We start from the raw sequence: 18,640 nt of genomic DNA, 5'->3' as shown, positions 1-18,640 counted from the left end.
ATTAAAAGTAAGCCATTAAAATAAATGCATTAAAGAAACAAAAAAGTGACGTCCAGGAGAAGGGAAACCGTTGAAGGCTTCAACGACCTCATCAGTCACATTGTTTGCGCCAACTTCAACTGTTGTCTCGCCGTCGGACCAGCGGCCCACCACATCGACAATGTTTTGATCTTCCACTTCCGTTTCCTGAGCGCTGTCGTAATACGCCCCAGATTCATGGCGGTACTCGACGGAGGTGGTGATGCGGCCGATACTCCAGGCGGCGGATAAAAAGTGGGAATAGGTGTAAGCGCCCGCCAGTTGCTTGCCGTGCAGGTCACGGGCGTCTGACAGGTTTTCTGTGTCCTGGGCGGTGCTTCTGGCGATAAACGTCCAGGCGGGAACAGGTCGATACATGGCGTCCACTTCCACTCCGCTAACCCTTGCTTTGCCAACATTCTCAAAGCGGCCGACTCCCCTTGAGTCATAAGAGGGGACGATAGCATCTTTTAAATCCCGATAGAAATAGGCCGCAGATACACTGAAACTATCTACGCCCACTTCAAATCCGATGTCACCGTTCAACGCTGTTTCCGGTTGCAACTCACTATTACCAATGAAGAATCCTCTATCGCCGAACTTCTCCGCTAACTGAGGGAACCTCACATCCCGGGATGCATTGGTCTTGAGCGACAGCCAATCTGTCAGGCGGTAACGAACGCCCGCCTGCAATGAATGATACTGAGCGGAATCGGAGGCCACCTCCGTGCGCCCGCTCATCGATGCAGCGGAAGTCTCATCTTCAAGAAAGTATTGGCGCGCGCTCAGGCGCACCAGCCAGATATCTTCCGCATCCGCCCACTCATCCTGAACGCCCAGTAAATAGGTCATGCGCTCAAACTCCTGCTTTTGGCTGCGTCCGGTCAGGTCCTCTTCCTGATAAGTTTCCCGGCGCGCCTCCAATGTAGCGGAGAGCAGATGCAGACCGATTGAATAGGAGCCATACAGCTCAGCGCCAACCACATCCGTGTTAGCCCGAGTTTTCTGCACGCCCAGGCCAATGCGGCTTTGACTGTCGTCATAACGCTCTTCTTGTGTGGACCAGAAAATGCGCCCCGAATAATTTTCCTGTGTATTTCGGGCAAAGCTCAGTTTGCTCTGCAGACGAGTGAAGTCCGTATCCAGACTGGTTCGCGTGCTCTCCAGGTTGGCGATATCAGGTAAGTGCTGATCTTTATTGAAATGTTGCGCCATCAGTTGCAAATCCGTGCAATCCGACAGGCTGCGCTCCGCCGTCAGCATGCCGTTGAACTGACTGAAATCCGCATTGCGACGACGTTCCACACGATCATCGTAGGGGTTAAATTCGGTCTGGTTGTTGTTCAGCATCTCGAAGTCGTTATCACTGCCGAGATAATCAAGGGACGCCAGGTAGTTGGTTTCGCCAACGCTATCGGCGAATGTAAGCGCCCCCTTGCGGCTATTGAATGAGCCATACCCAAGACTTAATTGCCTGAGGGGTTTGCTGAAGCGAAGGGACTTGATGTTAATAGCGCCGCCAACGCCAGAGTAACCCAACTGAATTGGCGTCGCGCCCTTATAAATTTCAATCTGCTCAATGCCGTTCAGCAATATCTGGCTCAAGTCCACCGAGCCGCCAGTCGCGTCGTTTAACAATACGCCATCAAGATAAACGTTCACCTGCTTACTGGTCGAGCCACGCAGATAAACGGCGGAGTATGACCCCAGTCCGCCGCTCTGGCGCACTTGAACGCCGGTTTCATTCCTCAGCACGTCTGCGACGGTCGCGACTTTCGAGTCAAATTGCTCGCGCTTGATCACCTTCACGAAGCCAGTTTGATACTCGGCGTCAATCTCATCCGCAGATGGAGCATTGGCTTCGACGACAACAGGCTCCAACTCTTCCGCGCGAACGCCGGTCAGTTGTGAGCCAACTAAAAGCAAAAGGGTTACAAGCCTCATAATGTTCCGAAAGAATAGCGCCAGTGAATGCAATTGTTGCGCAGCGGATACAAGCAAAGAGGGAAAGGAGTCGAGTCAGACGAGTCCCGGCAAAGCCCTCCGCTATGCCACGCGATAAGCAGGCGTCAGGCCGGTCTCCGGGCTCATGAGTGGCGTAACCGGCGACAACGTCTTCCCGCGAATCCGCAGTGACAGGGGGTTGTCGTTTGACTCATTTACCGTTGCGGGGGCAGCGTCGGGCTTAAACCGACTTCCCGTTTCATCCCTTGAACGAATGTTCTCAGGACACCTGATGCAATGGGGGCGTAAGCTAAATGGCCGCCCCGGCAAAGTCAAGGCGCACAAAGCGCCTCACGGAAACAACAGGCTCCAAGTTGACGACAACCTGTTGATAACTATCAAAATGTAAAACTGGTCCACTTATCCCAAAGTTTAGGTTTGGGGCTGCTCGCTTAGCTGTCAGAGCGGAACAGACAGTGTTTGGCGTAATCCGTCGCCTCATTGGCCGTCCAGTCGCCCTTCGGCTTGGTCGCCATATCCTCACACCAATCCTTGCTCCCCACCTCTGGAGAACAACCAGCCAAAGCGCCCAGACTCAACCCCACCACCAATAGCCAAGAAGATACGCGTTTAATCGCCATAGGAAATCCTGAATAACAAGTCATCAATTCATATTTAGCGAGCAAGTATACAAGGGAGAGCGCTCATGTTTGGAGACTTTAGGCGATAAATTTCAGCACCAGCTTCCGATACGACAGAAAAAGTTTCTATCGAGTTATCTCAACCTGCGCGCCATCCGAGCAGGCTGGATATCTAAAGGCATTTCATGCAAGCTTTTTTAGTTATAGATAGAACAAAGCAAACACCTATAGCGCTGACTGTGCGCTTGTATTTTTAGCAATAAGGCGTTTTCCCCATGCAACTGGATCAACTGACTTTTTTCCTCCAACAAACCCTCACGGATGAAAGGTTCGATAATGCTGAGAAACAGGCGTTGCTGGCGATGCTTGAAACATTACAGCCGGATCAGGTGCGTTTTATGCGTAATCGCGCCTTTGAGTTGACCCGTCCATTGATCGTCAATGGCGGCGATGGTGCGCTCAGGGCGCTGAAATGGCTGGAGCGGGTGATCAAGGCTTTGGACTCTGGCGAGGAGGAAAGCAATCTAACACGGGCCTATTTCAGCCCTGGGGAGCAATGCCGTCGCGCAATCATAGAACGCATACGCAATGCTCGAAGCAGTTTGAAAATCTGCGTTTTCACCATTTCCGATGACAAAATCGCAGATGAAATTATTAACGCTCACAAAAGGGGGCTAAAAATCCGCATCATCACGGACAATGACAAATCCTTTGACCTGGGCAGCGACATTGATCGTTTCAAAGATGCCGGGATTTTGGTGAAGATGGACGATGAACCCCATCATATGCATCACAAATTCGCACTTATCGATGACAGCGTCCTGATTCACGGCAGTTTTAACTGGACCCGCAGCGCCAGCACTTATAACCAGGAAAACATCGTAGTGACCGACCACCCCGGCCTCGTCAGGGAGTTCTCTGGTGAGTTCGCCAAACTGTGGCGCACCTTCTCGGACTAAGGCGTCTTCGCTAAAGAATTGTCATTAAACCTCCCTCGTTAATCGCCAGCCGTTATTAGCAATGTATAGACAAATTCTGCGGATTGTCATTTAATCAGAGGAAGGCCCGGCCGGAAAAATTCCGACCTCGCGCCGTCCAATCCAACTGACGGCCGCCAGATTAAGCCGGCCACAAGCCGGTAGAATAATAAGAGTGCCATGGAATACACCCTTCCTGACACGTCACGAGGTGAGAAAATGGGCAAAGGTACAAAGTATGTTGCGAGAGAGCCTGACGCATCCGGCTTTATCGCCTACCCCGATTCGGAGCACGCCGTCTGGCGTGAACTGATCACACGACAAGACAAGGTCATACGCAATGTGGCCTGCGACGAATATCTTCATGGACTGAAGTTACTGGATTTACCCGAAGACCGTATCCCCCAACTAGAGGACGTTTCCTCCGTATTACGCCGTGAAACCGGCTGGGAAGTGGCGCAAGTGCCCGCATTAATCCCCTTCGATACCTTCTTCGACCTGCTCTCAAATAAGAAATTTCCCTGCGCCACCTTTATTCGTACGCCAGACGAAATGGACTATTTGCAGGAGCCGGACATATTCCATGAAATATTCGGTCACTGCGCCATGCTGACCAACCCCTACTTCGCGGAATTCACGCAAATGTACGGCAAACTGGGTTACTCGGCCTCCAAGGAGGACCGTATCTTCCTGGCGCGGCTGTACTGGTTCACCGTCGAATTCGGACTGATGGACTCCGCTGCGGGGCAACGAATTTACGGCGGCGGCATTCTGTCCTCTATCGGCGAAACGCAATATTGCTTCTCCGATACGCCGGAACGCCGTCCCTTTGATATCGTGGATGTGCTAAGAACGCCTTACCGCATCGATATCATGCAACCTATTTATTATGTGTTGGATGGCCTCAAACAGCTTTACGAAGTCGCCCACTGCGACATCATGGATAAAGTGCGCCAAGCCAAAGAACTTGGGCTGTTCGCCCCGACTTTTCCACCCAAACAACAATCCAATACGGAGAAGTTAGCCGCCGGCGCCTGAAGCGCGGGAACGGCGACGACGTACAGACGAAGCAGGTTAAATCCACCAAGGTTATGAACGATTTTGCATTACTCGCATTGAAGCTATTGATAGCCGCAGAAATACGCGCCCAATGGAGCTAAGCGGGGCTTTGCCCCGGCTGACGACAATTCCATTACGCGTTTTTTAATTGATAATACAGAGGACTGTATCATGAGTAATGTATATACAAACCCACTTGGCACTGATGGTTTCGAATTCGTTGAATTTGGAGCTCCGGACAAAGCAGGCGCGGAAAGCCTGAAACCTCTTTTCGAAACGCTGGGCTTCACCGCCATCGCCAGACACAAGCGTAAAGCCATCACCCTGTATCGTCAGGGCGATATCAACTTCCTGGTCAACGAAAACGTCCCCAGCTATTTCCACAAGTTCAGCATGGATCATGGTCCCTGCGCCTGCGCCATGGCGTTCCGCGTCAAGGACGCACAAAAGGCGTTCGAATACGCAGTATCCCAAGGCGCCAAGCCCTTTGACCAAGGCGACGTTCAGGGCGAGGAAGTCCGCATCCCTGCCGTGTATGGCATCGGCGACAGCGTGCTTTATTTCGTTGATAAATATGGCGAAGACAGCATTTACGATATTGATTTCGAGTACTTCCCCGGCGTGGACAAACATCCGAAAGGCCTGGGCCTGACCACTCTGGATCACCTGACTCACAACGTCTTCCGCGGCAACATGGATACCTGGGCCGGCTTTTATGAGCGCATCGGCAACTTCCGCGAGATTCGTTATTTCGACATCGAAGGCAAGCTGACCGGCCTGCACAGCCGCGCCATGACTTCTCCCTGCTGCAAAATCCGGATTCCGATCAACGAGTCCGCTGACGACAAGTCTCAGATCGAAGAATATCTGCAGGAGTACAAAGGCGAAGGCATCCAGCACATCGCGCTGTCCACCGACGATATCTACAAGACAGTACGCGATATGCGCGAAGCTGGCGTGGTGTTCATGGACACCCCTGATACTTACTACGAAAAAATCGACACCCGCGTCCCCGGCCATGATGAAAATATCGATAACCTGAAAGATCTGCGTATTCTGATTGATGGCGCGCCTCACGATAATGACGGCTTGCTGCTGCAAATTTTCACCAGCACGGTCATAGGCCCGATTTTCTTCGAGATCATTCAGCGTAAAGGCAATGAAGGATTCGGCGAGGGCAACTTCCAGGCGCTGTTTGAATCCATTGAGGAAGACCAGATTCGCCGCGGCCTGCTGTCACCCAACGCTGGAGAGAAGGAACATGCGTAAGTGGATCTCTTTTCCGCATAAAGAAGGGCTTGTCTCCAGACAGGCCCACGCAGATCTGCCCAGCGAAGCCATCTATGAAAGGGAAGCCGGACGCAGCGGTTTCTTTGGGCCTACCGCCCACTTCCACCACAAGCGTCCGCCTACCGATTGGGATAGCTGGGAAGGGCCGCTACGCCCCCGGGCTTTTGACCTCAACAGGCTGAATATCGAGACCAAATCGCCGTTCGACGCCCCGGTATTGCTGCACAACGCGCACTGCCAGTATCGCTACTGGCGCTGCACGCAGAAGATGGACACCCTCGCCCGCAATGCGGACGGCGACGAGCTGTTCTTCATTCACGAAGGAGAAGGCGACTTCTTCTGTGATTACGGCCGTCTGACCGTGCGCGAAGGCGACTATATCGTGCTGCCGCGCAGCACCATGTGGCGACTGGAGCCTAAGTCTCCCATCACTATGTTGATGATCGAAGCCACTAACGACAGCTATCAGCTGCCAGAAAAAGGATTGGTGGGACCACAGGCGATCTTTGATCCCGCCATGCTGGACGTCCCCCGCATTGACGACGCCTTCCTCGCCCAGCAGGACGACACTCAGTGGGTGGTGGAAATCAAACGTCGCAATGCGATTTCCAGGGTGACCTATCCTTACAGCCCGCTGGACGCTCTCGGCTGGCACGGCGATCTGTCCGTGGTGCGCATCAACTGGCGCGACATTCGCCCGTTGGCGTCTCATCGCTACCATTTGCCGCCGTCAGCGCACTCCACCTTCGTCGCCAGTCGTTTTGTGGTGTGCACCTTTGTGCCCCGTCCGATCGAATCCGATCCAGGCGCACTGAAGGTGCCTTTCTACCACAACAACGACGACTTCGATGAGGTCATTTTCTACCATCAAGGCAACTTCTTCAGCCGCGACAATATCGGTCCGGCCATGGTGACCTTCCATCCTTCCGGTTTCACCCACGGGCCTCACCCCAAAGCGTTCGCGGCGGGCCTCGAATATACCCGCAAAGAAACCGATGAAGTCGCCGTGATGCTCGACACCCGCGATGCGCTGGAAGTCGGGCCTGCCGCCTGTCAGGTGGAGACCATCGAGTATGCAGACAGTTGGAAAATGAAATAGCGACGGTTTAAGGAGCAATATCCATGAAATTCGCAACATTAAAAAGCAATTCGCGCGACGGCGTCCTAGTTGTCGTCAGCCGCGACCTGCAACAGGCCGTCGCCGTTCCACAGATCGCTCCCACGCTGCAGGCCGCTTTGGACCAGTGGAACGACCTGTCTTCCGCGTTGGAAGAGGTATACAACGCCTTGAACGAAGGCGGCGTCAAAGACGCGATTGCATTTGATCCCAACCAGTGCGCCTCTCCGCTGCCACGCGCCTATCAATGGGCTGACGGCAGCGCTTACGTTAATCACGTAGAGCTGGTGCGCAAGGCTCGCGGCGCGGAAATGCCGGAGAGCTTCTGGACCGACCCACTGATGTACCAGGGCGGCAGCGACGCCTTCCTGGGGCCGCGCGAAGATATCGCCATGGCTTCGGAAGACTGGGGCATCGATATGGAAGCGGAAGTGGCGGTGATTACCGACGATGTTCGTATGGGCGTTGACGCCGCGGACGCCGGCAAACATATTCGCCTGCTGATGCTGGTTAATGATGTGTCCCTGCGCAACCTGATTCCCGGCGAACTGGCGAAAGGCTTCGGCTTTTTCCAAAGTAAACCTTCCAGCGCCTTCTCTCCTGTGGCGGTGACGCCAGACGAGCTGGGCGACGCCTGGGACGGCGGCAAGGTGCACTTACCCTTGATCACGCATTTGAATGACAAGCTGCTGGGTCAACCCAACGCAGGCATTGATATGACCTTCGACTTTCCCACGCTGGTCGCCCATGCCGCGAAAACCCGTCCGCTGTCCGCCGGAGCCATCGTCGGTTCAGGTACGGTCTCCAACAAAGACCGTTCCACCGGCTCAAGCTGTCTGGCGGAAGTGCGCATGCTGGAAATCATTGAAAACGGCGCGCCCAAAACGCCGTTCATGCGTTTCGGAGACCAAGTGCGTATTGAGATGCTGGATAAGCAGGGGCGCTCCATTTTCGGCGCCATCGACCAGAAAGTGACGCGCTACTCATGATACGGCTCTACGATTACTGGCGCTCCAGCGCCGCCTATCGGGTGCGTATTGCGCTGAACCTGAAAGGGCTTCCTTACGAAGCCCAGAGCGTGCACTTGGTGAAAGACGGCGGTCAACAGCACCAGTCGGACTATAAGGCCCTGAATCCTCAGGGTCTTGTGCCGCTACTGACAGACGGCGATTTTCGCCTGAACCAGTCTCTGGCCATCATTGAGTATCTGGAGGATAGTCATCCGACTCCAGCTCTTCTGCCTGCAGATCCTCAAACAAAAGCGCAAGTGCGGGCTTTCAGTCAGGTCATTGCTTGTGACATTCACCCGCTGGATAACCTGCGGGTGTTGCAGTATCTGACTGGCCCCATGGAGGTCAATGAGGAGAAGAAGCTGGTGTGGTATCAGCATTGGATTCTTGAAGGCTTCAAGGCGCTTGAGCATATGGCGGCGGGCTATGCGGATAAGGGCCCTTATTGCTTCGGAGAGCATGTGACGATGGCGGATGTGTGCCTGATTCCTCAGGTATATAACGCCAATCGTTTTAACTGTCCGATGACGAATTTCCCGAGACTGCGTGAGATCAACGACAACTGCTTGAAACTGGATGCTTTCCAGAAGGCGACGCCTGAACAACAGGCGGACGCGACTTAACCGTTCGGATCAGGCTCACTACAAGGGAGATTGGCTAACGCTGATTTCCCTCTTCCTCTTCCTCTTCCTCTTCCTTGAGAGCATCTTGCAGCTCCGCTATATACTCCGCGTACGCATCTATCTTTATCTGGGCCCATCTGCGCAGATTCTGCTGGTCGCCCAGTTTATGACGCAGCAAGAGCTGGATAACCTGGACGCCCAATTCCTGGTCTTCGCTTAATATCCAGAATGACAATTCCGTTCTAAGCGCCTCCACAGAGGTCGCCGGCAACCTGTTGATCAGGTTAAGGATAAGATTGGACACCCACCAGGAATCATTATCCTGACGCGCCATTTGGAGCGCCTGCAGCAACGCGGGCGTTAACTTCTCCCCCATCGCAGCCAAAGGTTCGGCAATGACTCCCGCGACGGGCCAGTTAGGGCCCTGTAACCACGTCAGCAATTCCGGCAAACAAGGTTCGATCCGCTCAAACGGCAACTGCAGCAGTCTCTTTGCTTTATCCGTATCGCATTTATCTTCCGGGCGTAGTTCCTGCAGCGCTTCCGGCCATTCTGGACTCTGAACCCAGGCGGACCGTTGTAATAAGTCAGGGGGAACCATGTTTGTCGATGGGTCATAGGTAGAAACATACGCCTGCCAGACGTCCTCATAACATAGCTCGACCTGAAGCATTAATTCCTCTTCGTCAGGATCAAGATTGGCGCGGGAGTGCAAACGGCGCCTCATGTCCTGCAGCCAGAAGCGCAGCGCCTGCAATGAATAAACGTAGTCGTTGGAATTAATCATATGCGAGTCATCAAGCCTCGTTTTGCACACGGTGCAGAATCCGCAACCGCCACATCCAGATCGCCAGGATCAGCAATGGCGGGGCAATATTCGCCCAGATGGATAACCCAATGCTAAAAAAGTCGAACACGCCATGCAGAAACATCGCGATGAGGAGAAAACAAAAAGTCACGAGGTATCGATTGCCGCCATGGGAGTCAGAATAGCCGTATGCATACCCCCAAATGGAGGCGAACATGACATGCACCATCGGCGCCGTCAGCGACCTGGCCAACGCTTCCCAGCCCTCCAGATAAGTCAGGTAATAACTGTTCTCATGTAATGAGAATCCGAGCGCGATAAACGAGGAATAAATAATGCCGTCTATGGGTTCATCAAAATGCGGCAATCTAACAATGATAAGAAGAAAAGGAATGAACTTGGCCAGCTCTTCTATCGGCCCAATGGCTAAAACGGAATATAAAAATAATTGCAGACTTGAGCTTTTCGCAAGTTCATAGGCGTCAAAACGCAAATGAATATAGTCCAGCGCTTCATACAAATATAAGCCGATATAGGCTGAGCAGTACCCCAATACCAAGGCCAAAATCAGCATTAAAACAGGCTCTGGTTTATGTCGGTCCTTATAGTAGTGATAGGCGGCCCAGAAGAGGCACGGAAGGTAGAGTAAAGACCAGTATTCCATTGCTATATATCGCGTCAAATATAAAGCGCCGCGGGCGCAAACTTCATGAGGGATAAGGACTCGACAATGAGTCGGGCCGAAATACTACCACCTTATGATATACTCGACCAGCTAACGCCTCACATATCCGACACACTACCGACAAGCCTCATCCATTACTTAGATATGCAGTTTATTAATCAACTATTTAGCTATGGGATCTATATCATTCCCGCATTCATCCTATGGGGAATTATTAAGTTAATCTGCAGCCTGCCTTTTAATGATTACCCGGTCTCCAATGCGGTGCTGACCATTGCGGAAAGCCGAACAACCTATCCATGGAACGCAGGGGCTAATGAGGATGTCCCTTATCAGTCAGTTATTCGAGTGTATAGCGGCGTCAGTCGGGGAAGCGGATCTTATAACTTCTGGGGCGACAACGACATCAATCTTCCCAGCGGCGACGTTATCGCCGAAATCAACGCTAACGACAACGGCAAGGTGGAAACTTTTCAGGTTAAGGACGCCAACGGCGTCTTGCTGGCCTCCTCTGAAGAGCGTGAAGTCCGCAAGTGGTTGGGTCTGGCGGGCCGCAAAGAGGCGCTGATCGGTCGAGTGCTCGTCGAGGATCAGCTTATTCCTGTCTTCGCCATCAACGAAAATGACCCAACCTTTGGGCGGGAAGAGACCGAAGTGTATGGCGCTATCAACAATGGCGACGTCCACGATATTAAACCGCTGTATACCGTCATCGAAGGCCGGGGCATGCTGGGCATATTGGGCGAACGCATCCGCACCGGCACAAAGTTAAAAGACGAACGCCAGCAATTGCTCATGGAAACGCAGGAAGACGGCGTTTTGCTGGGAGATTTGTTTTTTCACCAGGGCAGCGACCTCAACATTTTGGGCTCTCATTATCGTGTAGAAGAAGAGTATCCCCCGGGTAATTTCCTGGGACGTCCCCGCAGCTGGTTCGATGGCTATTCCCTGTATCAAGGCTTGGAGATGGGTCCAGACAGCAAGCCTGTCGCCAAAATCAGCATCGACGCCCGAGCCTTCACCCACGAGCTGGGTTATGAGTTTTGGTATGATGCCAACAGAAATGGTGAGTTTGAGGTGGAAGAAAAGCTGTGCACGGTCGTGTATGGAACCACCGTCGTGCAAGCCGCCGACTCGGAAAAGCGCACCTCAGGCAAGGAACTTAACCACCTCTGGGTCGCCTCCAGCCTGCATAATGAAGACGCGATTCATCGCAACCTCGACTATGTGGATGCGATCCTGAAAATGATGCCCGACGCCGTCAACCACCATCCCGAGCTGCATAATATTGAGCACCTGCTGGACGGCTATAGACTGGCGCTCAAGCCTGAGCTGAAAACTCTCGCAGACGCCTCCACCGAAGAAGACGCCCTGTCCTTTTTCGACGCCTACGCACTGCTCTTCCCTGAGGCGCAGCATAGGTAACGCCCAGAAGCCGGAGCGAATGACCATAGGCTCCGGCTGAGTCCACTTAACCCGTCTATCAGTGACTTAACTCGTCACCGCAATCGGCTCCATTTGCTCTTCATCTAACTGTCTGAACGCCAGCACGGTGGACGCCATGGCTAACAGGCAACAGAAGAAAGAGAAAATAAATATGGCTTCGTATCCAAACCAGGAAACGATCGAGCCGCCGATAATGCCCGCAATCAGAATTCCAATGTCAAAGCAGGATTCATAGGTGCTCAACGCCAGTCCGATGTTCTTATCCGGCAGGCTTTTCAGGGCTGGCAGCGCCAGTAACGGATACACCATGGATAGACCGAACCCAGTCAGGAAAGCGCCAACCATCGCTTGCTGCGGCGACGTCGCCAATCCGATCAACAACAGCCCTACCGCCTCAATGACGAGAGAAAACAGCGTCATCTTTAAGCCGGATGAATCCGCCATCCAGCCCAGCGTCAAACGCGCGCAAACATAGCCCACGCCAAAGAGCGATAAAGAGAAAGCCGCCTCTTCCCGCCAGCCGCTTTCCACAAAGTACAGCACCAGAAAAGCGGTAATCGCCGCATAGCCAATATTCGCGAGGGAAAAACCTGCCCCCGACTTCCAGATCCGACTGATCGCATAAGCGAGCTTGATTTCGCTTCTTTCCGGATGCACATCCACGGGACGGACAACCGCCACAAATACAAAGCCAATGACTGGCAGTAGACTCATGAAAAGCGCCGCATAGACAATGCCTACAGAGTAATAAGACCAGGCCCCGACATAGTTACCGGCAGCCAGCCCTAAAAACATAGCGATACCCACCCAGGACATAATCTTACCGGCGTGCTCCCGCCCAACCAGACCAATAGGCCATGTTCCGCTACAGGTAAAAATCAGACTCTCGCCAACCCCCATCAAAATACGGGAGAAACAGATAATCACGTAAGTAAGAATAGTCGCCGGCAACAAAGCGAATGACAAATAGCACAGCATTCCCGCGCTGAAGGTCAGCGTAAGCCCCAGCACCATCCCTTTTCTGGGGCCGTGATTATCCGAAAACCTGCCGGCGTAGGCGCGGGAAAGCAACGTAGAAATTGACTCAATCGCTACCACCAATCCAACATAAAACGCAGAGTAGCCCAGCGTTTTATTGACGTACAACGGCAAGACAGCCAGGGAAAGCCCCAGACTGACAATCGCGAGAAACAAAATACTGGCGACCATACTGGCCGCGACAAGATCATTTTTAATACGCAATACAGCGTTCATGGCCCTACTCAATCCTTAATCATTCAGCGCTATCGCCACCAACTGCAAAGCCCGGCAAAAACCGGCTTCGTTTGGAGGGAAAATTCAGAGAACGTTGCTATCCGCGACTAATAGGACATAGCGCAGAAGAGAGGTAAATCGTCGAGGGGTAAGTTCGCAACAAGCGAAGCGGAGGGTACATCATCGTTTGCGTCCTGCAACAAGCCTTAAAACAGATAAGTGGCTATTTTATAGAGAAAATTACAGTTAGCCACTTATTCCTGCATCAACTCAACACCACCTCAAACTCCGCTCCCGGGGTGCGGTTGAGCACGTCGACTTCGCCTCCCATGGCGCGGGTCAGCTGTCGCACCAGCGCCAGCCCAATTCCGGTGCCGACGGTTTCGCGGGTCAGTTCATTACCGGAGCGGTAGAACAGTTGGAAGATTTTCTTCATCTGGCTTTTCTGAACGCCCGGGCCGTAATCCCTGACGCTCCAGGCGACTGACTTGGCGCCCCGCGGCCGCGCGTGGATCTCGATACGTTTGCGCTCGGATTTAGAGGAGAACTTAATGGCGTTATCCACCAGATTGATGATCACTTGCACGAAGGCGTCTGCGTCCACGTGCAGCTCTCTATCCGCACAGGAAGGATCAAGTTCGTAGCTGCACTCAAATCCGGCTCGCTCCACCTGACTGCTGATTTTGGAGCGCACCATATCCATCAGGGCCTGGACGCCGATGGGCTTGAGTTCCAGCTTCAGGTCATTGCGCTCCATTCTCGCCAGTTGCAGCACGTTGGCGATGAGGCGGGAGAGCCGTTCGCTCTCGTCATGAATGAAGTCGTAGTACTCCCGCTTTTTCTCCTCGCCAACCCAGCCTTCCCGCAGCATTTCGCCGTACATGCGAATAGAGGTCAGAGGTGTTTTCAGTTCATGGCTGACGGCGGAAACAAAGTCCTGCTGCTGCCGCGCCAGTTTGATCTGCCGCAGGCCAAGCCGGTACAGCATGATGAATCCCAGCAGCAGCACTCCGCCAAGAATCACACTGGCCCATATGACAACCTGAGCGCCAGGGCCAGCGGGAAGTCGGTTAATCGTCCACAGCAACTGAAAGTCGCCAAGAGGAGCTGACAAGCGCACCTGATGCAACAGCTCGCCATTTAATTCATCGCTCTGGTCCATGTAGCCACGTCTGATGGAGCCGGAAACGGTCTGCAGGATATCGCCCTGAAACGCCACCACCATATTGCTCATCTGCGCCAGGGCCGTCCCTTGAAACGCCTGCGCCATCGCGCCTTCGATAAAGGCGTTCTGTTCAATGATCGCCCCCTGAATGATGCGCTGGCCATCGCGCCAGACTTTCCTGAACAGGACAAACTGTCCGCTGTCCAACAAGGCCAGCTCCAGGGGATCAACTTCACTTTCAAAGATTTTGACTTTGGGCGCAGCAACAGCAGGCTCTCCTGGGGCGGCTTCGGACTCCACTTCCTCGACCAAGGCGGTTTGCTCTATGCGCGAGGAGCGATTAGGGGCGGGCGCTGAAACGCCTGCCGCTTTCGACAGGGACTTGCTCGCAACGTTTTCTTTCTTGAAGCTGCTCTGTAGCTTGAGATCTTCCAGACGCTTGTCGCTCTGGCTACGCTGGCGTTGCTCGAACACCGGCGAGTTCAGATTATCAAATGCCTGCTGCGCGTATACCGGCGGGGACTTGGCTTTGTATTCTTCCTGCGCCGGCGCTTGCGCGATTTCTCTCTCCTGCGCGACCGACGCCGCTGGCGTTGGTTCGGTCTGCGCCGTACTGTCCATCTCCGCGTCGCGGCTCCAACTGCTGTCCGCGTTCTCGCTCAGGCCTCCCGCGCCGGACTCCACCGACGAGCTATAGGCGCGGGAAGACAGCCCCATAGTATCCGCCAGGCTCATCGCTTCATCCGCCAGACTGACAGGCTTGTCGTCCGCCCGGCGACGTTGCACCAACTGGTTCTGGCTGAGAATATCCAACAAAGTGTCGCGCAAGGCGGTTCTCTGGGTCAGTTCCTCTGCGCTCAGCCCCCAACGCTCTGGGTTATCCAGGGTGTCAGGGGTCGCCGGCGTGGAGAAAACGCCTTCCGCATCCACCTGAAAGTACCCTAGCAGTCCTGGAATGGACGATTCCACAGGATACGTCGCCAAGGGGGAACGCTGCACATAACTGGAGGTATTGGGATCGCCGGTCAGAACCAGAAACTGATAATCCGCGTAAGAGTGCGCCTCTTCCGCTGCAATCCAGCGCTGCAGTTCAGAGTCGATACGCTGAGACAGTTCCTCCGCCAGCAAGCGGTACTGATGAAACGCCTCCCACTTGATCTGCTGCTGGGTCTGCCAGACCAATACCGCAAAGGGGATCAGCAGGGCCAAAAACAAAACCGCCAGGAACAGGCGCAGGCGTCCTGGCGTAAGTCCATGTCGCAGCGAGGCGGCCATCAGGACTCCGTCATCAGGCGGTAGCCGCCGCCGCGCACAGTCACCAGCCGTTGCGGTTGCTTGGGATCATCCTCGATCTTACGACGCAGTTTGGCGATATGAATATCTACGGTGCGGGTTTCAATATCCAGATCCCGAGCGTACCCCCAGACCTTGTTCAATAACTCCTCTCGCGATACCGGGCGCTCGCAGTGCTCATGCAGATATTGCAGGACATCCATCTCTCTGCGGGTAAACGCCACGTCCTCCCCCTTGCGCTGACAACTCAGATTCAGAGTGTCTATCTCCAGGCCGCCCGCCAGACGAATATGGGCGTCATCCAGCGTCGTGGAGCGAGAGCGCCGCAATACCGCCTGCACCCGCAGCACCAGTTGCGCCACGGAAAAAGGTTTGGCGACGTAGTCATCGGCGCCCAGTGACAGGCCATGAATGACATCTTCGTCGGAAGACTTGGCGGTCAGCATGATGATGGGTTGATCGCGGTCCTTGAGGCGCACTGCTTCGCAGATCTCATAACCGTTTTTACCCGGTAACATTACATCCAGCAGGATCAGGTCATAAGCGCCATTCAGCGACTTGCTCAGGCCTTCGTCGCCATCCACGGCGAAATCCACCTCATAGCCATGGTAAACGAAGACATCCACCAGTCCGGTGCGAATCGCCGTTTCGTCCTCCACGATCAGAATGCGCGCTTTGCGTTGCATCTCCACCTCAATTGATACCTGAAAAAATCACTCTCGCGATAGCGAATGTAGTTACAAACGAGTCTAACAACAAGCGTCGCCACGCCATGTAAATTCTTTGTAAACAGCGCCGCGAAGGTTTTACAAAAGCCTGTCTACGACACCTGCACGCTCCTTTTTAGACTGTAACCACATCAACGAACACCCTGAAAGGAGACGAACATGGCGCTGATCACCAGACTGACTCGTTTATTCAAAGCGGATATGCACGCCGTGCTGGACCGCCTGGAAGAACCCGACGCCCTTCTGCGTCAGGCGATTCGGGAAATGGAAGAGGAAGTATCGCAAAACGCGCGCCGGCTGCAAGCGAAAGAGCATGAGATACAGCAGGTTAGCAGTCGCATCAAAGAGGTGGAAAAGTCTCTGAGCGGACTCGACGCTCAACTGGATCTTTGCTTCGAAGCAGAGAATGAAAACCTCGCCCGGAGCCTGCTCCGTCGCAAACTGGAAGGCGAGCTGCTGCTGTCGCAATTCCGTCAGCAGGCCAGTCAACTGACCGACGCCATTACTGCCCAAGCCTCATCCCTCTGCGATCAGCGTCGCCGGCTTGAGAGCATGCGACAGAAAGCCGCTTTGTTTGAGACTGATCACAGCGTCGAGCCCAAGGCCTGGGATAGCAAAGACGTCAGCATTACCGAGGAAGACATTGATCTGGCGATGCTGCGCGAACAACAAAAGCGGAGGGCGTCATGAGCAAGTCTACTTTTTGGCGCGGCGCTGTGATTGCGCTGGCGCTCAGTATCGTCGGCGCACTGGCGCTGGTTCTGTTCGCACCAGTGGTTGGAGAAGGCTTCGGACTCAGGCTGCTGATTTCCGCGCTGGGTCTGGCGTATGTGGTGATCTTGTTGCGCGACAGTCGCGCCCGCACCGGACGTCTGGTCGTGTTCGCCGCCTGGATGACCGTTACCGCCGCCTTGTTCCTGCTTAACCCTGGCGTATGGGTCTGGCTGGCGACGCAAACCGCCGCTATCTGGCTGACGCGCTGCCTTTATATCCACGACAGCCTGATCGCCGCGGCGCTGGACGCCTTTCTCAATGGCGCCGCCCTGCTCGCATCCCTGGCCGCCGCACTACATACCCACAGTCTGTTTCTGGCTCTGTGGACGTTCTTTCTCGTGCAAGCGGCGTTCGTTTACATCCCTCGCAAACTGTCTGCGTCAGGACGAGGCGAAGCTCCCGTCAACAACGAAGATTTCGAGCGCGCCTATCGCAATGCGGACGCCGCCTTGCGCCGTCTATCCAGACATTCCTGACTTCGGCTCATTCATTTATTGGAGGAACTCAACCATGAAATCGAAACTGTTCGCCTTCACCCTGTTTGCAGCCACCGCCGGCGTGGTCGCCTTTTACCCTACGCTGCAGAACCTCGCTATTGCGAAGCCAGCGGTCAACCAGATAACTTATCCAGTCACGACAACGGACCCCATCACCACAACGAACCCGATCGCGACAATTAATGAGAAGCGGGCCAAAATTGAAGTCGTGTTCGCTCTCGACACCACCAGCAGCATGAGTGGGCTGATTCAGGCGGCGAAAGAAAACATCTGGTCCATCGCCAGCACCATGGCCTCCGCGCAACCCGCTCCAGAAATCAAAATGGGGCTGGTCGCCTTCAGGGATCGAGGAGACAGCTATATCACCCGCGTCATCGATCTTTCGCCGGATTTGGACTCCATGTACGCCACCTTGATGGACTTCCAGGCTGAAGGCGGCGGCGACGGTCCAGAAAGCGTCAATCAGGCGTTGTTCGACGCCGTGCATAAGATTTCCTGGAGTCAGGACAAAGACAGTTACCGGGTCATCTTTCTGGTTGGCGACGCGCCTCCGCACATGGATTATCAGAACGAGCAGCAATACCCGCAAACACTGAAAGACGCACTGACCAAGGGCATCGTCGTCAACACCATCCAGGCTGGCGACGATCCTTTTACGCAGACGGAATGGCGTCGCATAGCGCAGTTGAACCAGGGCTCCTTCTTCCAGGTGGAGCAATCCGGCCAGGCTGTTGCGGTGGCCACGCCATTTGATGAACAGCTGGCTTCCCTCTCCAGAGAAATGGACAAGACCCGCATGTTCTACGGCACGGAAGAAAAACGTAAGGCTCTCGCCGCCAAAAGCGCCGCCACGGACAAACTGAATGCAGTCAGTTCCGATGCCGCACTGGCTAAACGGGCCGCCTTTAATGCGTCCGCTGCGGGCGAAGGCAACTTCCTCGCGGAAAGCGAACTGGTCGATGACATCAGTAGCGGCCGCGTCGACCTGGACAGCATCGCCCCGGCGACGCTACCCGCCCCGTTGCAAGCGCTGGAAAAAGACGAACAGGCGAAAGTCATCAAGGAAACAGCGGAAAAACGTGATGCCCTGCGCACGCAAATTGCGGAGCTGTCACGCCAGCGTCAGGAATTTATCGAACAGAAACTCAAAGACAGCGGCGCAGAAGAAGAAACGCTGGACTACAAAATTTACTCAACAGTTAAAGCCCAGGCGGCGGAAAAAGGCATCCAATACGAGAGCGCGCCAGCTTACTGAGGGATATGAGGTTAATAGAAGTAAGGGAAGTAAAAAGGGCGGATAATCCGCCCTTG

At 54.2% G+C, this 18,640-nt stretch carries 17 protein-coding genes and 1 riboswitch; of the genes, 10 read left to right on the top strand and 7 right to left on the bottom strand.

Going from position 1 to position 18,640, the window contains the following annotated elements:
* Positions 1 to 15 precede the first annotated feature (15 nt).
* Both KP814_RS09080 and KP814_RS09075 read right to left on the bottom strand, forming a co-directional pair.
* A complete protein-coding gene (locus KP814_RS09080) occupies positions 16 to 1,962 on the bottom strand; it encodes a TonB-dependent siderophore receptor (protein WP_216736479.1) in 1,947 nt (648 codons plus the stop codon).
* A gap of 110 nt (positions 1,963 to 2,072) precedes the next feature.
* Positions 2,073 to 2,270: riboswitch (cobalamin riboswitch) on the bottom strand.
* Positions 2,271 to 2,414: 144 nt separating this feature from the next.
* Positions 2,415 to 2,603: a DUF3012 domain-containing protein gene (locus KP814_RS09075; protein WP_011394921.1), complete on the bottom strand. Its 189-nt coding sequence runs from the start codon at positions 2,601 to 2,603 to the stop codon at positions 2,415 to 2,417.
* Between the two features lie 275 nt (positions 2,604 to 2,878).
* On the opposite strand from KP814_RS09075, the gene KP814_RS09070 reads away from it, so the two are divergent.
* The 6 genes from KP814_RS09070 to maiA all read left to right on the top strand — a co-directional run bounded on the left by KP814_RS09070 (position 2,879) and on the right by maiA (position 8,679).
* On the top strand, positions 2,879 to 3,562 hold the full coding sequence (locus tag KP814_RS09070; protein WP_216736478.1) for a phospholipase D-like domain-containing protein: 684 nt from the start codon (positions 2,879 to 2,881) through the stop codon (positions 3,560 to 3,562).
* 237 nt (positions 3,563 to 3,799) lie between these two features.
* Positions 3,800 to 4,618: a phenylalanine 4-monooxygenase gene (phhA, locus tag KP814_RS09065; RefSeq protein WP_216736477.1), complete on the top strand. Its 819-nt coding sequence runs from the start codon at positions 3,800 to 3,802 to the stop codon at positions 4,616 to 4,618.
* 192 nt (positions 4,619 to 4,810) lie between these two features.
* Positions 4,811 to 5,908: a 4-hydroxyphenylpyruvate dioxygenase gene (gene hppD, locus KP814_RS09060; protein ID WP_216736476.1), complete on the top strand. Its 1,098-nt coding sequence runs from the start codon at positions 4,811 to 4,813 to the stop codon at positions 5,906 to 5,908.
* A complete protein-coding gene (locus tag KP814_RS09055; protein ID WP_216736475.1) occupies positions 5,901 to 7,028 on the top strand; it encodes a homogentisate 1,2-dioxygenase in 1,128 nt (375 codons plus the stop codon). Before hppD ends, KP814_RS09055 begins: the two co-directional genes overlap by 8 nt.
* Before the next feature lie 23 nt (positions 7,029 to 7,051).
* Entirely contained in the window at positions 7,052 to 8,035 is a 984-nt protein-coding gene (locus KP814_RS09050) for a fumarylacetoacetate hydrolase family protein (RefSeq protein ID WP_216736474.1), read from the top strand.
* Positions 8,032 to 8,679 carry a maleylacetoacetate isomerase gene (maiA, locus tag KP814_RS09045; protein WP_216736473.1) on the top strand — a complete coding sequence of 216 codons (648 nt, stop codon included), beginning with the start codon at positions 8,032 to 8,034 and terminating at the stop codon, positions 8,677 to 8,679. The genes KP814_RS09050 and maiA overlap by 4 nt, the downstream gene beginning before the upstream one ends.
* A gap of 34 nt (positions 8,680 to 8,713) precedes the next feature.
* On the opposite strand, the gene KP814_RS09040 is transcribed toward maiA, so the two are convergent.
* A complete protein-coding gene (locus KP814_RS09040; protein WP_216736472.1) occupies positions 8,714 to 9,466 on the bottom strand; it encodes a DUF5071 domain-containing protein in 753 nt (250 codons plus the stop codon).
* Between the two features lie 10 nt (positions 9,467 to 9,476).
* The gene (locus tag KP814_RS09035) at positions 9,477 to 10,061 is read right to left on the bottom strand and encodes a PrsW family intramembrane metalloprotease (protein WP_216736471.1); all 585 of its coding nucleotides are present in this window, start codon (positions 10,059 to 10,061) and stop codon (positions 9,477 to 9,479) included.
* A 255-nt stretch (positions 10,062 to 10,316) separates the two neighbouring features.
* On the opposite strand from KP814_RS09035, the gene KP814_RS09030 reads away from it, so the two are divergent.
* The gene (locus KP814_RS09030) at positions 10,317 to 11,597 is read left to right on the top strand and encodes a hypothetical protein (protein ID WP_216736470.1); all 1,281 of its coding nucleotides are present in this window, start codon (positions 10,317 to 10,319) and stop codon (positions 11,595 to 11,597) included.
* A gap of 66 nt (positions 11,598 to 11,663) precedes the next feature.
* Here KP814_RS09030 and KP814_RS09025 read toward each other — a convergent pair whose 3' ends face one another.
* From KP814_RS09025 to KP814_RS09015, 3 genes are all read right to left on the bottom strand, one after another.
* On the bottom strand, positions 11,664 to 12,872 hold the full coding sequence (locus tag KP814_RS09025) for an MFS transporter (protein ID WP_216736469.1): 1,209 nt from the start codon (positions 12,870 to 12,872) through the stop codon (positions 11,664 to 11,666).
* 265 nt (positions 12,873 to 13,137) lie between these two features.
* Entirely contained in the window at positions 13,138 to 15,312 is a 2,175-nt protein-coding gene (locus tag KP814_RS09020; RefSeq protein ID WP_216736468.1) for a sensor histidine kinase KdpD, read from the bottom strand.
* Positions 15,312 to 16,016, bottom strand: coding sequence for a response regulator transcription factor (locus tag KP814_RS09015; protein ID WP_216736467.1), 705 nt, complete (start codon positions 16,014 to 16,016; stop codon positions 15,312 to 15,314). The genes KP814_RS09020 and KP814_RS09015 overlap by 1 nt, the downstream gene beginning before the upstream one ends.
* Positions 16,017 to 16,217: 201 nt before the next feature.
* Here KP814_RS09015 and KP814_RS09010 point away from each other — a divergent pair, with 201 nt between their 5' ends.
* Genes KP814_RS09010 through KP814_RS09000 form a run of 3 tightly spaced genes read left to right on the top strand, consistent with a single transcriptional unit; the run spans position 16,218 to position 18,584 of the window.
* On the top strand, positions 16,218 to 16,748 hold the full coding sequence (locus tag KP814_RS09010; RefSeq protein WP_216736466.1) for a PspA/IM30 family protein: 531 nt from the start codon (positions 16,218 to 16,220) through the stop codon (positions 16,746 to 16,748).
* On the top strand, positions 16,745 to 17,308 hold the full coding sequence (locus tag KP814_RS09005; RefSeq protein ID WP_216736465.1) for a hypothetical protein: 564 nt from the start codon (positions 16,745 to 16,747) through the stop codon (positions 17,306 to 17,308). The genes KP814_RS09010 and KP814_RS09005 overlap by 4 nt, the downstream gene beginning before the upstream one ends.
* A gap of 34 nt (positions 17,309 to 17,342) precedes the next feature.
* Positions 17,343 to 18,584, top strand: a complete 1,242-nt coding sequence (locus KP814_RS09000; RefSeq protein WP_216736464.1) for a vWA domain-containing protein — start codon at positions 17,343 to 17,345, stop codon at positions 18,582 to 18,584.
* Positions 18,585 to 18,640 lie beyond the last annotated feature (56 nt).

Source organism: Hahella sp. HN01 (assembly GCF_018986435.1).
Taxonomy (GTDB): domain Bacteria; phylum Pseudomonadota; class Gammaproteobacteria; order Pseudomonadales; family Oleiphilaceae; genus Hahella.
This window is presented reverse-complemented; position numbering and strand designations above follow the sequence as displayed.

Bases quoted from the DNA above. Each gene is read 5' to 3' on its own strand.
- KP814_RS09080 (WP_216736479.1), bottom strand. From the start codon at position 1,962: ATGAGGCTTGTAACCCTTTTGCTTTTAGTTGGCTCACAACTGACCGGC.
- KP814_RS09040 (WP_216736472.1), bottom strand. From the start codon at position 9,466: ATGATTAATTCCAACGACTACGTTTATTCATTGCAGGCGCTGCGCTTC.
- KP814_RS09010 (WP_216736466.1), top strand. From the start codon at position 16,218: ATGGCGCTGATCACCAGACTGACTCGTTTATTCAAAGCGGATATGCAC.
- KP814_RS09000 (WP_216736464.1), top strand. From the start codon at position 17,343: ATGAAATCGAAACTGTTCGCCTTCACCCTGTTTGCAGCCACCGCCGGC.
- KP814_RS09025 (WP_216736469.1), bottom strand. From the start codon at position 12,872: ATGAACGCTGTATTGCGTATTAAAAATGATCTTGTCGCGGCCAGTATG.
- KP814_RS09070 (WP_216736478.1), top strand. From the start codon at position 2,879: ATGCAACTGGATCAACTGACTTTTTTCCTCCAACAAACCCTCACGGAT.
- KP814_RS09050 (WP_216736474.1), top strand. From the start codon at position 7,052: ATGAAATTCGCAACATTAAAAAGCAATTCGCGCGACGGCGTCCTAGTT.
- KP814_RS09015 (WP_216736467.1), bottom strand. From the start codon at position 16,016: ATGCAACGCAAAGCGCGCATTCTGATCGTGGAGGACGAAACGGCGATT.
- KP814_RS09030 (WP_216736470.1), top strand. From the start codon at position 10,317: ATGCAGTTTATTAATCAACTATTTAGCTATGGGATCTATATCATTCCC.
- phhA (WP_216736477.1), top strand. From the start codon at position 3,800: ATGGGCAAAGGTACAAAGTATGTTGCGAGAGAGCCTGACGCATCCGGC.
- hppD (WP_216736476.1), top strand. From the start codon at position 4,811: ATGAGTAATGTATATACAAACCCACTTGGCACTGATGGTTTCGAATTC.
- KP814_RS09055 (WP_216736475.1), top strand. From the start codon at position 5,901: ATGCGTAAGTGGATCTCTTTTCCGCATAAAGAAGGGCTTGTCTCCAGA.
- KP814_RS09005 (WP_216736465.1), top strand. From the start codon at position 16,745: ATGAGCAAGTCTACTTTTTGGCGCGGCGCTGTGATTGCGCTGGCGCTC.
- KP814_RS09020 (WP_216736468.1), bottom strand. From the start codon at position 15,312: ATGGCCGCCTCGCTGCGACATGGACTTACGCCAGGACGCCTGCGCCTG.
- maiA (WP_216736473.1), top strand. From the start codon at position 8,032: ATGATACGGCTCTACGATTACTGGCGCTCCAGCGCCGCCTATCGGGTG.
- KP814_RS09035 (WP_216736471.1), bottom strand. From the start codon at position 10,061: ATGCTGATTTTGGCCTTGGTATTGGGGTACTGCTCAGCCTATATCGGC.
- KP814_RS09075 (WP_011394921.1), bottom strand. From the start codon at position 2,603: ATGGCGATTAAACGCGTATCTTCTTGGCTATTGGTGGTGGGGTTGAGT.